The organism is Achromobacter sp. D7-1, from assembly GCF_059760445.1.
The window spans coordinates 63,597-75,941 of the sequence record NZ_JCBAMT010000007.1; the positions used below are offsets into that span (position 1 = coordinate 63,597).

The window sequence follows — 12,345 nt, forward strand, 5'->3', positions numbered from 1 at the left end:
GCATGGATACCTGGAAACCTGTGGCGATGGTGTCGGACATTTCGCCCGACACCGGCACCCTGCGCGTGGTGCACGAAGGCGAGGGCGTCTGCCTCTACGATCTGCAGGGCGATATTTGCGCCACGCAGGACCGCTGCCCGCACGGCAACGCCAGCCTGGCCGATGGCTACCTGGAGGACGGCACCATCGAATGCCCGTTGCACCAGGGCGTTTTCGACATCCGCACCGGCAAGCCGCAATGCCCGCCGGTTACGACGGACCTGCGCCGCTACGAGGTGCGGGTGGAGGCGGGCACGGTCTACCTGAAGGCGGAGGCCGCATGAGCTCGGCCGCCATAGTGGTGGTCGGCGCGGGCCAGGCGGGCGGCTGGGCCGCGGCGACCTTGCGCGAGCGCGGCTACGAAGGCCGCATCGTGCTGCTGGGCGATGAACCTCACGCGCCGTACGAGCGCCCGCCCTTGAGCAAGGCGGTGCTGGGCGGCCAGGCCGTGCCTGAAAGCACCGAGCTGTTTTCGGCCGATCGGCTGCGCGCGCTGCGCATCGAGTTCCAGCCGGGCGTGGCAGCCACGCGCCTGCGCCTGGCTGACAGGCAGGTGGATACCTCGGACGGCGGCGCCATTGCCTACGACAAGCTGATCCTGTGCATGGGCGGCAGACCGATAGTGCCCGCGCTGCCGGGCATCGACGGCCCGGGCGTGCACGTGCTGCGCACCCGGGGCGACGCCTTGCGCCTGCGCGCCAGCCTGGGACCGGGCCGCCGCCTGGTCGTGGTCGGCGGCGGGTGGATCGGGCTGGAGGTGACGGCGACGGCGCGCCAGTCAGGCAGCGCCGTGACCGTGCTGGAGCAAGGGCCGCGGCTGTGCGCCCGCAGCGTGCAGCCCGGCGTCTCGGCGCACCTGGCCGCGCTACATGCCGCGCATGGCGTGGACTTGCGGCTGAACACCGGTCTGCGCGCGGTGCTGGCGCAGGCGGACGGCCGTCCGGTGGCGGAACTGTCCGACGGCACCCGCCTGGATGCCGACGCCATCGTGCTGGGCGTGGGCCTGCGGGCCAATGACGAACTGGCGCGCGAGGCCGGCATCGCCTGCGAACGTGGCGTGCTGGTGGACGCATATTGCAGGACCTCGGCGCCCGACGTCTACGCGGCGGGCGACGTCGCGGTGCTGGCGGCCGAGCACGGCCACGCGCGCATGGAGTCCTGGCAGAACGCGCAGGACCAGGGCGCGGCCGCCGCGCTGTCGGCCCTGGGTCAGGGCGCCCCTTATGCGCCGACCGGCGCCGTCTGGTCGGAGCAATACGACGCCATGGTGCAGATCGTCGGATTTCCGGGCCTGGCCTGCAGCGAAGTGCTGCGGCCCCAGGCGGGGGACCGCGCCTTGCTGTCGGTGGCGCTGGACGCCGGTGGCCGCGCCGTGGCCGGCGTATCGGTGGATGCGGCGCGCGATTTCCGCCAGCTGCGCAAATGGATCGCGCAGCGCGCGGCCCTGGACCCGGCGTTGTTGCAGCGGCCGGATGTGCCGCTGGCCAGCGCCCAGATCGAATGAGGATCGCAATGGAAAACCCGATTTTGCCCATGCTTGCCAAGACGGCCTGCGAATCCGTGGTGCTGGAATTCTTCCACGCGCTGGACACGCGACGTCATGAAGCCGCCGCCGCGCTCATGACCCAGGACGGCGTCTGGCAGCGGCAGGGACGCCGGCTTGCCGGCCGCCAGGAAATCCTGGAAGCCCTGAATGCCCGCGCGCCGGAGCGCAGCACCTGCCATGTCATCACCAACTTGCGGCTGATCGAACTGGCCGGCGCGCGAGCGACGGTCGGCTACTTCCTGACCGCCTACGACAGCGTGCCGCATGAACAAGGCGGCGCGCCGCGCCTGGTGGCCATCCGCGAATGCCAGGACGTGCTGGTGGAGACGGACGGCGGCTGGCGCCTGGCCGACAAGAGCAGCCGCCGCCATCTTCCGCCGGAATGACGGCATGAGCATCACCGAGATCCCCGCCTGCCCCGAACCGATACAAGCTCGCGCGTCCGGACTATTCAAAAAGCAGTGGACGCGAAACTAAAATTCCTCAGGAGACAAACCGTGAAACCTTCAAGAATCTTGCAATGCATGTTGGCGGCCGCCTGTGCGGCCGTCGTGTCCGGCGTCCAGGCGCAACAGGCCGACTGGCCGACACACCCGATCACGCTGGTGGTGCCGTTCGCGGCCGGGGGCGGCGGCGACACGCTGGCGCGCCTGGTCGCGGAACCGCTGTCGCGCGAACTCGGCCAATCCATCATCGTCGAGAACCGCCCCGGCGCGGGCGGCAATATCGGCACCTCGATCGCCGCGCGCGCCAAGCCCGACGGCTACACGCTGGCCTACGGCACCAACGGCACCCAGGCCACCAACCACTGGCTGTACAAGTCGCCGGGCTACGCGCCTTCCGACTTCGAGCCGATCTCGCGCTTCACGGTCATCGCCGCGGCGCTGGTGGTCAACGCCACGGACGAGCGCTTCAAGACCCTGGCGCAGCTGCTGGCCTATGCCAAGGCCAACCCGGGCGAACTGACCTGCGGTTCGGCGGGCAACGGCACGTCCTCGCACCTGGCCTGTGAGCTGCTGAACCAGATGGCGGGGACCAAGGTCATGCACATCCCCTACAAGGGCGGTGGCGCGGCCATGACCGATCTGCTGGGCGGCCGCATTTCGTTCATGATCGACGTGATGCCCAATGTGTCGGGGCAGATCGCGGCAGGCAAGCTGCGCGCGCTGGGCGTGACGACGCCGGAGCGGGTGGCGTCCAACCCGGACATTCCCACGATCAACGAGGCGGGCCTGAAGGGTTATGAGTTCTTCGCCTGGGACGGCCTGTACGCGCCCAAGGGTACGCCGGTGGCGGTGCTGGACAAGCTCAACGCCGCCGTCAACCGCGCGTTGCAGCAGCCCGAAGTGCGCAAGATGCTGGAGTCTCGCGGCGCCATTCCGTCGGCCACCTCGCGCCAGTCGCTGGCGGAGTTCGGCGCGGAAGAGTACGCGCGGCTGGGCAAGGTGGTGAAGGTGGCGGGCGCGTCGATCGACTGAGCGGCGGACCCTCGCAGTGGAAGCCGGCGGCGTGAGCCGCCGGCTTCCTACCAAGCCATGCGCAAGCGTCCCAATGCGGGCAAGGCTCCCACCGTGGCCGCCAGTCCTCCGGGAGGCGGCAGCGGTTCGTTGTCGGCCACGCGCCCGTCCGGATCGAGAAAATCGCTCAGCACGTCATCGCGCAGCCGGATGAAGCGCGGATCGCTGCGGTGGCGCGGATGCGGCAGATCGATGTCGACGATGCGGCGTATGCGGCCCGGACGCGGCTGCATCACCACCACGCGGTCGCCCAGGAATACGGCTTCCTCCACGTCGTGGGTGACCAGCACCATGGTGATCTTTTCGTGTTGCCAGATGCGCTGCAACTCGTTCTGCAACCGCGACCGCGTCAACGCGTCCAGGGCGCCCAGCGGCTCGTCCAGCAGTAGCACCCGCGGCCGGTTGACCAGGCCGCGCGCGATCGCCACGCGCTGAGCCATGCCGCCCGAAATCTGGTGCGGGTAGGACTGCTCGAAGCCCTGCAATCCGACCAGCGCGATATGCTCGGCCACCAGCTCGCGCTTTTCCGCCTTCGACAAGGGCGCGTTGCGTAGCGCCGTCGCGATATTGCGTTCCACGTTCAGCCATGGGAAAAGGCGATGGTCCTGGAACACGATGCCGCGGTCCAGGCCCGCGCCTTGCACTGGCTTGCCATCCAGCAGGATCTGGCCGGAGTAGTCGCCGTCCAGCCCCAGGATCAGGCGCAGCAGCGTGGATTTGCCGCAGCCGCTGGCGCCCACAATGCTGACGAAGCGCCCGGCGGACACGTCGAGGTTGATGTCGTGCAGCACTTGCAGCGCCTGCGCGCCGTCGCCGGGGCCGGCATACCGCTTGCCCACGCCGCGGATACTCAATTCCTTGCCGAAGATGCTCGTCATTCCTTTCCTTCTTTATCAGGCGGCGCCCGGGCGGTGCCGCGTCAGCCGGCGCTCCAGCGCGCGGGCCCATGCATTCATGGTCCATCCCACCAGGCCGATCACGAACATGCCGAAGATCACCAGATCCATCTGAAAGTGTTCGCTGCCTTCGATCAGGGTGTTGCCGATGCCGTGGCCGGCCACCAACAGGTACTCCGCGCCTATGGTCGCCAGCCAGGAGTAGATCAGCGCCAGGTACACGCCGGTGAAGATCGAAGGCGCCGCCGACGGCAGCACCACGTGCAGCAAGGTCTGCCAGTGGGAATAGCCGAACACGCGTGCTACCTCCAGCAGGGCCGTGGGCGTGCTGCGTATGCCGTCGCAGGTATTGACGACCACGGGCACCAGGGCCGCAAGCGACAGGAACGTCACTTTGGCCACGTCGCCCAGGCCGAACCAAACCGAGATCAGCGGAATCCAGGCGAACAGCGAGATCTGCTTGAAGGTATTGAAGCTGGGGCCCACGATGCGGTTGAACAGCGGCAGCAGGCCCAGCAGCGCGCCGAGTATCAGACCGAGCACGGTGCCTATTGCGAAGCCGGTAAATTCACGCGCAAGGCTCGCGCTCAGCGCGCGCCACAGCCGGCCCGAGGAGATCTGGCTGGCCGCGGTGTCCAGCACCTTGCCCGGCGACACCAGCAAGGGTGTGGAGACCCAGTCCAGCCGCGCCAGCGCCCACCAGACCAGGATCGCGGCAACGGGCAGCACCAGGCCGCGCCAGCGTGCTTGCAGCCAACGGCTTGCGCGGCGGGCGGCGGGAGGCGAGGAGATAAATGCCGCCATCATGCGTGGGCTCCCGTGGACGTCGTACCCAGGCGGGTAGCGGCCTGGCCGCCGCCCGCGCGGACTTCGGCCAGGTCCAACAACTTGTCGATGGCATAGCCGATGGCGCCCACCACGAGCACCGCCGCCATCACCAGGTCCAGCTGGAACAGCTGGCGGCCATAGACGATCAGGTAGCCCAGCCCTTCGCTGGACGCGACCAGCTCCACCACGACCAGCGACAGCCAGGCCTTGGTGAAGCCCAGGCGCAGGCCGGTGAAGAGCGTGGGCAGCGCATGCGGCAGCACCACTTCCAGCACCTGCTGGCGGCGCGTGTAGCCATAGACGCGGGCCACTTCCAGCAAGTTGCTCGGGGTCTGCCGGAATCCCTGCAAGGTGTTCAGCGTCACCGGCACCAGCGCGGCCTTGGCGATCAGGATGTATTTCAGCGGTTCGCCTATGCCTACCAGCAGCAGCACGAAGGGCAGCCAGGCCAGTACCGGAATCTGCACCAGCGCGTTGAAGGTGGGCAGGATGTAGGCTTCCAGCGGACGCCACAATCCCATCGCCGCGCCCAGCGCCAGGCCCAACGCGCTGCCGGCCGCGAAGCCCACCAGCACGCGCTGCATGCTGGCCTGCACGTGCAGCCAGAGGTCGCCGCTGCTGTAGAGGTCCTGCAAGGTCAGCCAGACGAAGTGGGGCGAAGGCAGCACTTGCGGGGAGATCCAGCCCTGCGCCGCGCCCAGCTGCCAGAGCGCGAGCAACGCCAGCGGCAGCAACCAGGGCAGCAGGCGGCCGCCGGCGTTGCGCAGCAGATCAAGGGGCGCATGGCGCGCGGACGGCAGCGGCGCGCTCAGAGTATTCGCGGACATGACAACTCCTTATCGCGCCGCGGCGGCGTTGGCCTGGCGCTCGCCGGATGCCGGCTGGCCCTGCGCATTGAACGCGGTCCAGCGGGTGGCAAGATTGGCCTTCCGCAGCGCGGCGTCGAGGTAGCGCGGCTCGAACCAGCCGTCCACGCTCACGGGACGGCGGATCAGCTTCAGTTTCAGCGCATCGTCCGCCACGGCCTGGTAGCGCGCGGCGAGGAACTGGTCCAGCAGCGGCGAGTTGCGCACGGCCAGCACTTCGCCTTCGAACTCCGCCTGCCAGGACGCGTAAGGCGTGCCGCTGCGCGCCCAGACCTTGAAGAGCGCGTCGCGGTTCTGTTCGTCGGAGGACCATTGCGCCGCGCGCACGAACACGTCGACCACGCGCTGCACGGCTTCGGGGTTCTCCTTCTCGAAGTCCTCGCGCACCAACAACGACGCCTGGCGGGTGAACGAGGGATCCTGGCCCTTGGTCGAGTAGATGATGCGCGCCAGGCCTTGGTCGCGCAGCTTGAAGTACTCATAGCCGCCAAAGGCGGCGTCCACGCCATTGGAGACCAGCGCCGCCTGCGCGCTGCCCGTGTCCAGGTTGACGCCCTTGATGTCGCGCTCGGTCAGCTGACGCGAGGCCAGCACATTGATCGCAACCAGATGGCCATTGGTGCCGCGGAAGATCGACACCTTGCGGTCCTTCAAATCGTCCAGCGATTGCAGCGCGGAGTCCTTGGGCGTGGAGACGTACAGGTTGTTGCGCACGCCGCTGCCCAGCAGGATGCGGGTCTTCAACCCGTTGGATCGGCCCACCACTGAAGGCAGGTCGCCCTGGTAGGCGAAATCGATCTGCTTGTTCGAGAGCGCTTCGTTGACCGCGGGGCCGGCGCCCTTGAAGAACAGCCATTGCACCTGGGTGCCGGTGCCCTGGAAGGCTTCCTCCAGCCAGTTGTTGGCGCGCGCCACGCCGCCCGGGGATCCGCCCCAGGTGATCGGGTCGCCGCCGCCGGCGGTGGCCACGCCGATGCGGACCACGTCGGGGGCGGCCAGGGAGGCCAGGCTGACGGCGCACAGGGCAGCGCCCAGCATCAGGCGTGAAATCAGGCTGTGGAGAGAGGGCAGGGTGCGCATGGTCGTTCCGTAAGATGATGATGAAAGACAGGCCCGGGCCGGCGCGCGCCAGCCGCGGGCAGGACTGTCCATCCGCCGGCGCGAACCGGCGGGTGGCAGTGCGGTTTGCGGTGAGGGTCAGGCCGCGCGCTTCTGGGAGCGCGCCTGCAGCTTCTGCTCGATGCGCGTGCCCTTGAAGAATTCGGGGTGCGCCTGGGTATAGAAGCGGTAGGGGTTGTCGAACACCAGGGCCTTGAAGTCCGCCGCGCTGATCACGCCGTCCTCGACCAGGTCCCAGCTTTCGGCCAGCGGTTCGGTCAGGTCGGGCACGTCCCAGTGGCCGACGTCGGACGACCAGATCGCATTGAGCTTGGTGTTCAGCGGGTTGGCGCGGTCGTTGAAGGCGGCGCCTATGGTCCGGTCGTCGGCTTCCGAGCCGAAGTAGAAGCTGTCGACCCAGCGCTTGCGGATGTCCTCCACGCTTTCGATGCCGGCCGCTGCGAAGTCGTCGAGCTCATCGCCCTGGGGCTCGCGGCTGTGATGCAGCGCCGACAGGCCCAGGCTGTCGCGCAGCAGGGTGTCCTTGTTCACTTCGCGTCCCTTCAGCAGTTCGGCGCCGTATCGCTCGAACAGGTCCGCCAGCAGTTCTACGTCCGCATTGGCCGGGTTGTACTGCTGCACGGCGTTGCGGTTGCGCTTTTCCCAGCGGTCCACCAGGTGCGCATACACATGTGCGCCCCAATCCGCGCCGCCCTCCAGCAAGGCCACGCGCAGATCCGGAAAGCGCCGGGTCACGCCGCCGAAGAACAGCGCCTTGGCGAAGGCCTGGGAGCCGTCGGCGAAATGGCCGATATGGTTGAACATGTAGTTGCTGATGGAATGTCGGCCAGTCCAGCCCTGGCTGCCGTAATGGGTGGCGAGCGGCACGCCCAGTTCCACCGCCTTGGCCCAGAACGGGTCGTAGTCGTACTCGCTGTCCAGCCCGAAGAAGTCGACGTAGGACGCATGCCGCGCGATCTCCGGGTACTCCGCCGGCGGGTACTTGTCGGCGATGGCCTTGATCGGCCGGCGCACGCCGCCCGGAATGTTCGCCACCTTCAGCCCCAGCGTCTTGACGGCGAATTCGAGTTCTTCAATGGCTTCCTGCGGCGTGTTCAGGGGAATGCCCGCCACGGGCGTCAGCCGGTCGCTGTACTTGCGGTACTGGTCCGCATGGAAATGGTTGATCGCGCGATGCAAGGGCTGACGGTATTCGTCGCCTGCGCCCAGCGGCGCCAGCACGTCGTTGGGAAACAGGATGGAGTAGTCGGAGCCTTGCTCCTCCAGGCGTTCATATAGCAGCTCCGGCAGCGTGACCGTGGCCAGGTCCAGGGTATTGCGCGTGACGCGCGCCCACCAGGGCGAACGCAGCGTGCGATTGCGTTGTCGTTCCGCGGGCGTCTGCTGATACCAGTCCTTGCCCTGGGACTTGGTGGCGAAGCGCGAGCCCTGCGTCTTGCGCAGCACATCCACCAGCTTGGAGCCGCCATAGTGCTGGATGTAGTCCTCCAGCACAGGCGCATAGTCGTTGACGTGTACGTCGGTATCGATCACGGGATAGTCCAGCTTCGCCTTGATGGCGGCGGAGCGGGAAGCCTGGGTACGGTGCAGCCGGTCGTTCATGCGGGTCTCCGAGAGTGAAACGAACGCGGCGCCTTGCGGATTCGGCAAGGCTGGCGCGGACTGATCACAGTACGGGAGATGGTCGTCAGACCAAACGACCGATACGCAATTTCTAACTGAGTGATGTGCTTATGGCTTGGGTGTGGCAATGGACGGGTCTTGCGGTCCGCATACTCAAATTTGGGTATGCGCCGACAAAAAGACACTCCTAACATGGTTGCGGCCAAGGCCGCGCACCTCGCTCCTATGGCAATAACTTGAGGGGAGCACTTCTTGCCCAGGATTTTTGTGTGTGCGGATGGTATCTGCGCCATTGTGTTTCATGCAATTGGCGGAGAGATGATGCGGATCTTTTCACGTACTTTGGCTTGCACTGCACCTTGGAAAAGGTGCCGGCTTTTGCATATTGAGTTGATAGAGATCGTTGTCTCGGTTTGGCGTGCACAGCGGCCAACGCCCGGGTGCGGTCAGGGAGCGTCCCATGAAACGTTTCGTCAATGTCGAGGCTGTCAACCTGCGGGCCACGCCCAGTACTGTGAAGAACTCACCGATCGGCAGTCTCACGCTAGGCGAGGAAATCTTCGATCTGGGGGATGCGCCCGGTGGGTGGCATCACGTTCAAACGGAAATTGGCGGGGTGCCGCTCCAGGGATACTCGGTTGACGGCCTGGCGGACTCGAAGTTCAAGTGGGCCAAGGCCAAACAGCCAACGTTGCGGTCACCCGCTACGCGCGCTCGCGAAGCGCTTGTGGCGGCCGCGGTGGAGCAGTGGCTTCGATTCGACAAAGGGCAGGGTAAAGAGAACGCTGAACCCTATAGCAGCTACATCCACGAAATGTGGAAGGCGCTGGGTAAGAACCTGACCGGGAAAGATACTGCTTACCCCTGGTCTGCCGTTGCCATTTCCCTCATGGTAAGGAACGCGGCGAAGGTTATCCCGGAGTACCAGGCCTTCAAGCAGTCCATCGGCCACGCGAGGTTCATGTGGGATGCCATCAAGAAGGGGGCGAGCAAGGATGCGTCCGCGCCGTTCTGGGGTGTTCCCTTAACGGAAGACAAGCCGCAGGTCGGCGACATCATCGGCAGTTGGCGGGGAACTCCCTTCACGTTCGACCAATATCTCGCCGCGACGAAAAATCCGGAGGCTCCTAGCCATTCTGACATTGTCGTGGCGGTAGGTTCCGAGGTTGCATTGGCCGTGGGCGGCAACGTCAGGCAATCCGTCTTCGTCACCGGATACCAGCTGACCGCCGACGGAAAACTCGGAAAGAACCAGCGGTTCGATAAGGGAAAGTTGGTTGGAGAAGCAATTGTCCTGATGAAAAATCGAATCGCTTGAGGGAACTCTTATGCGCATCGCATTTGCGTCCTGCATCGCCACCAATGTATTCAATGACCAACCCGTTTGGGACTGGATCAGGGCGCAAGCGCCAGATCATCTGATCTTGCTCGGCGACAGCATGTACCTGGACATACATGTCGAGGAAGCAGGGCATCCAAAAGATATGGGCGTGGACGACTTTGCCAAGCATGCGTTTTCTCGGTACAGCGAGCTGCTTCAGCAGGCGCAGTTCTCAAGACTTGTGAAGTCCTTGCCAACAGGTCGTGTCTGGACGACTTGGGACGATCACGACTGCCTATGGAATGATGTGCTGGGAGCGGTTGCCAGGGAAAGCCCCGCTCAGGCGCCGAAACTGCGTATCAGCACTGCCCTGCATGAGGCGTTTCGTAGGACTCTGAAGAAAGGCATGGCGGCGGGCTCATTTCCCAATGCCTACAATGCTCCGTCCCTTTGGAAGGAGAATCAGCCGCCTCTGGAATCGCCAAGTATCAAGCTGTCGAATGACGTGATGTTGCATCTTGCCGATGTGCGTAGCTGGCGTACGGGAACCTGGCTGATTCCAGACGACGCGCGCACGATATTGGGCGCCCGACAAAGAGCCGGCTTCGACGCTGCTATGGAGCGCGCGCCTGATGCCATTCACCTCTTCGCCAGTGGCTCAACCTGTGCTGATTACAAGGTTGGGTATGCCGGTGACTGGGAGTGGCTGCTTGGTCGGGCAGCCATCAGCAAGATCCTGGTGCTCAGCGGCGATATCCACCGTAACGAGTCTGATGCTTTTTACACCACGGGTTGGCCCCTGCATGAGGCGACCTCATCGGGCGCGGCAGTGAAATACGCCGTGACGGTAGGAGAGACGTACAGGAACTATGGTCTCGTCGATATCGACGAGACGCACGTTTCATTTTCTTTTTTCGCGGAGAACCAGCCTGAGCCGCGCCATTCGCGCAAACTAAGCCGCGCGAGCTGGCTCCCTGTATGAAACCCCGGCGTCGCGAACTCTTGAGCGCGCTCGCCGTGCTGCCCTTTGTTGGGGGCTGCCGATGGCCGCGCCGAGCTTCGGAAAACGCTCAAGGCAGCGCTCCGCCCGAGGGCCTCAGCCCTATCCTCACACCGCGTCCTGGGCGGAAGGCCGAGGGCGCTCCGGCTTGGGTGGTCGATACCCACGCGCACTTCTTTAATGCCAGCGATGTGCCGGTGGAAGGATTCCTGGCGGGACCGGTTGCGCATAGCAGGTCCGGAGTATCCAGGACGCTGATTAGGGCATTGGCCCCACTTGCCGGCCGGATTGCATCCCTGGCGCCGACCGCCGATGAAGAAATCAAAGAGCTTGTCGGGATGGCCCGCAACCATGCGGTAATGGGCCTGCCGCCAGAGGCAAGCGAAACTGTCCTGCACCAGCGGCGAGCAGAGTTCTTGAAAAGACAGTCAGCCTTCTTCTTCGAGGTGGTACGAGGAACCGAATTTGAGACGATCTACAACGATGCGGCGCCAGCGAGCTTTACACAGGGAGGGGTGGACGGAAACTTGGGACCGGACACGATGGCAATGGTTTTTCAAGCCACCGAGACCGGAGGACTGGTAGAACCCATGAGCGATGGCGAGGCCCAGGGAGGTGGAGCATATCGCGAAGGTGTTGTGGGTTTTGTGGGATACATGCTGTCTTATCGATGGATGAACCTGCTCGCGTACCAGCAGTCGTTCACCACCGGTGACCAGGCTTTCGGGGTGGATCGCGTGTTTGCTTCCTTGGTCGACTTTGATTATTGGTTGGCTCCCGCAGCCCTTTCATCGCAAGAGAGCCAGATAGCGCTGCATCAGTTGCTTTCAGTGCTGTCGAATGGATACATGCGCCCCTTGGTTGCGTACAACCCCTGGAGTGCGGTGCTGGACCCCAAGCGGGTGCGCTTGCGGGTGGCCGACGCGATAGAAAGGCGGGGGTTTGTCGGTATCAAGATTTACCCGCCGAACGGATTCAGGCCGCTTGTAAACCCTGACGTTCACCCGATGCGCCCGGGGATACCCTCGGGCGCAGCCCTGGAACGTGAGCTGACGGCGATGTGGAACATTGCCCAGCGTCTGGACGTACCGGTGATGGCTCACGGCGCATCAACAATGGGGTTGGATGACCTGCATGACGAGTACGCAAGCCCGCAGGGATGGACGCAAGCGCTGATGAAACTGGACTCGCCCCGTGTGAACATCGGCCACTTTGGGGGAGACGATCTTGAGGGTTGGTCAGCCGGGTTTGCCGCACTGATGGAGGCTGGCGCGGGGAAGAACCTCTATGGCGATACGGGTTACTGGGAAAATCTGAGATGTGGAAAGTTGGAGAGTTGCATCGCGCGCGATCAATTGAAGAGGATCTTCGAAACTCATGCAGTGCTGAGTGCCAGGCTCATGTATGGCAGCGATTGGCACATGCTCTCTCAAGAGCGCGCATGGGCCCGGTATCCGTCGGAAATCTTGCGAGCGACGAGAGATTTCATAAATCCTGAATCGCTCTTTGGAGGCAATGCGATTGGCTGTTTTGGCAAAGCAGCACAACCGCCTCCGGCTTCTTGAGTCAGTACTTGTGCGCCGTCCGCAC

At 64.8% G+C, this 12,345-nt stretch carries 12 protein-coding genes; 7 read left to right on the plus strand and 5 right to left on the minus strand.

Annotated features, from left to right (window positions below):
- The first annotated feature begins 2 nt into the window (after window positions 1-2).
- The 4 genes from AC6LKD_RS05050 (at window position 3) to AC6LKD_RS05065 (ending at window position 3,063) form a co-directional block, all read left to right on the plus strand.
- Complete coding sequence (locus AC6LKD_RS05050; RefSeq protein WP_013394550.1) at window positions 3-323, plus strand: non-heme iron oxygenase ferredoxin subunit; 321 nt, start codon at window positions 3-5, stop codon at window positions 321-323.
- Window positions 320-1,543 (plus strand): NAD(P)/FAD-dependent oxidoreductase, encoded by a 1,224-nt coding sequence (locus AC6LKD_RS05055; RefSeq protein WP_498115397.1) that lies wholly within the window; start codon window positions 320-322, stop codon window positions 1,541-1,543. Before AC6LKD_RS05050 ends, AC6LKD_RS05055 begins: the two co-directional genes overlap by 4 nt.
- 8 nt (window positions 1,544-1,551) lie before the next feature.
- Window positions 1,552-1,971, plus strand: coding sequence for a nuclear transport factor 2 family protein (locus tag AC6LKD_RS05060; protein ID WP_498115399.1), 420 nt, complete (start codon window positions 1,552-1,554; stop codon window positions 1,969-1,971).
- Window positions 1,972-2,109: 138 nt separating this feature from the next.
- Complete coding sequence (locus AC6LKD_RS05065) at window positions 2,110-3,063, plus strand: Bug family tripartite tricarboxylate transporter substrate binding protein (RefSeq protein WP_013394547.1); 954 nt, start codon at window positions 2,110-2,112, stop codon at window positions 3,061-3,063.
- A 47-nt stretch (window positions 3,064-3,110) separates the two neighbouring features.
- On the opposite strand, the gene AC6LKD_RS05070 is transcribed toward AC6LKD_RS05065, so the two are convergent.
- From AC6LKD_RS05070 to AC6LKD_RS05090, 5 genes are all read right to left on the minus strand, one after another.
- On the minus strand, window positions 3,111-3,980 hold the full coding sequence (locus tag AC6LKD_RS05070) for an ABC transporter ATP-binding protein (RefSeq protein WP_498115401.1): 870 nt from the start codon (window positions 3,978-3,980) through the stop codon (window positions 3,111-3,113).
- A 15-nt stretch (window positions 3,981-3,995) separates the two neighbouring features.
- Window positions 3,996-4,805, minus strand: coding sequence for an ABC transporter permease (locus AC6LKD_RS05075; RefSeq protein ID WP_498115403.1), 810 nt, complete (start codon window positions 4,803-4,805; stop codon window positions 3,996-3,998).
- Window positions 4,802-5,653, minus strand: a complete 852-nt coding sequence (locus AC6LKD_RS05080; protein ID WP_498115405.1) for an ABC transporter permease — start codon at window positions 5,651-5,653, stop codon at window positions 4,802-4,804. The genes AC6LKD_RS05075 and AC6LKD_RS05080 overlap by 4 nt, the downstream gene beginning before the upstream one ends.
- A gap of 9 nt (window positions 5,654-5,662) precedes the next feature.
- Window positions 5,663-6,772: an ABC transporter substrate-binding protein gene (locus AC6LKD_RS05085; RefSeq protein ID WP_498115407.1), complete on the minus strand. Its 1,110-nt coding sequence runs from the start codon at window positions 6,770-6,772 to the stop codon at window positions 5,663-5,665.
- A gap of 117 nt (window positions 6,773-6,889) precedes the next feature.
- Window positions 6,890-8,413, minus strand: coding sequence for an amidohydrolase family protein (locus AC6LKD_RS05090; RefSeq protein WP_498115409.1), 1,524 nt, complete (start codon window positions 8,411-8,413; stop codon window positions 6,890-6,892).
- Between the two features lie 481 nt (window positions 8,414-8,894).
- On the opposite strand from AC6LKD_RS05090, the gene AC6LKD_RS05095 reads away from it, so the two are divergent.
- From AC6LKD_RS05095 to AC6LKD_RS05105, 3 genes are read left to right on the plus strand one after another with little or no spacing between them, the layout of a single operon-like run.
- Window positions 8,895-9,752: a DUF2272 domain-containing protein gene (locus tag AC6LKD_RS05095; protein WP_498115411.1), complete on the plus strand. Its 858-nt coding sequence runs from the start codon at window positions 8,895-8,897 to the stop codon at window positions 9,750-9,752.
- Between the two features lie 10 nt (window positions 9,753-9,762).
- Complete coding sequence (locus AC6LKD_RS05100) at window positions 9,763-10,737, plus strand: alkaline phosphatase D family protein (protein ID WP_492276384.1); 975 nt, start codon at window positions 9,763-9,765, stop codon at window positions 10,735-10,737.
- 20 nt (window positions 10,738-10,757) lie between these two features.
- Window positions 10,758-12,320 (plus strand): amidohydrolase family protein, encoded by a 1,563-nt coding sequence (locus tag AC6LKD_RS05105; RefSeq protein ID WP_492276385.1) that lies wholly within the window; start codon window positions 10,758-10,760, stop codon window positions 12,318-12,320.
- Window positions 12,321-12,345 lie beyond the last annotated feature (25 nt).

Excerpts from the sequence above, each read along its gene's own strand:
- AC6LKD_RS05050 (WP_013394550.1), top strand. The coding sequence starts at position 3 with ATGGATACCTGGAAACCTGTGGCGATGGTGTCGGACATTTCGCCCGAC.
- AC6LKD_RS05055 (WP_498115397.1), top strand. The coding sequence starts at position 320 with ATGAGCTCGGCCGCCATAGTGGTGGTCGGCGCGGGCCAGGCGGGCGGC.
- AC6LKD_RS05060 (WP_498115399.1), top strand. The coding sequence starts at position 1,552 with ATGGAAAACCCGATTTTGCCCATGCTTGCCAAGACGGCCTGCGAATCC.
- AC6LKD_RS05065 (WP_013394547.1), top strand. The coding sequence starts at position 2,110 with ATGTTGGCGGCCGCCTGTGCGGCCGTCGTGTCCGGCGTCCAGGCGCAA.
- AC6LKD_RS05070 (WP_498115401.1), bottom strand. The coding sequence starts at position 3,980 with ATGACGAGCATCTTCGGCAAGGAATTGAGTATCCGCGGCGTGGGCAAG.
- AC6LKD_RS05075 (WP_498115403.1), bottom strand. The coding sequence starts at position 4,805 with ATGATGGCGGCATTTATCTCCTCGCCTCCCGCCGCCCGCCGCGCAAGC.
- AC6LKD_RS05080 (WP_498115405.1), bottom strand. The coding sequence starts at position 5,653 with ATGTCCGCGAATACTCTGAGCGCGCCGCTGCCGTCCGCGCGCCATGCG.
- AC6LKD_RS05085 (WP_498115407.1), bottom strand. The coding sequence starts at position 6,772 with ATGCGCACCCTGCCCTCTCTCCACAGCCTGATTTCACGCCTGATGCTG.
- AC6LKD_RS05090 (WP_498115409.1), bottom strand. The coding sequence starts at position 8,413 with ATGAACGACCGGCTGCACCGTACCCAGGCTTCCCGCTCCGCCGCCATC.
- AC6LKD_RS05095 (WP_498115411.1), top strand. The coding sequence starts at position 8,895 with ATGAAACGTTTCGTCAATGTCGAGGCTGTCAACCTGCGGGCCACGCCC.
- AC6LKD_RS05100 (WP_492276384.1), top strand. The coding sequence starts at position 9,763 with ATGCGCATCGCATTTGCGTCCTGCATCGCCACCAATGTATTCAATGAC.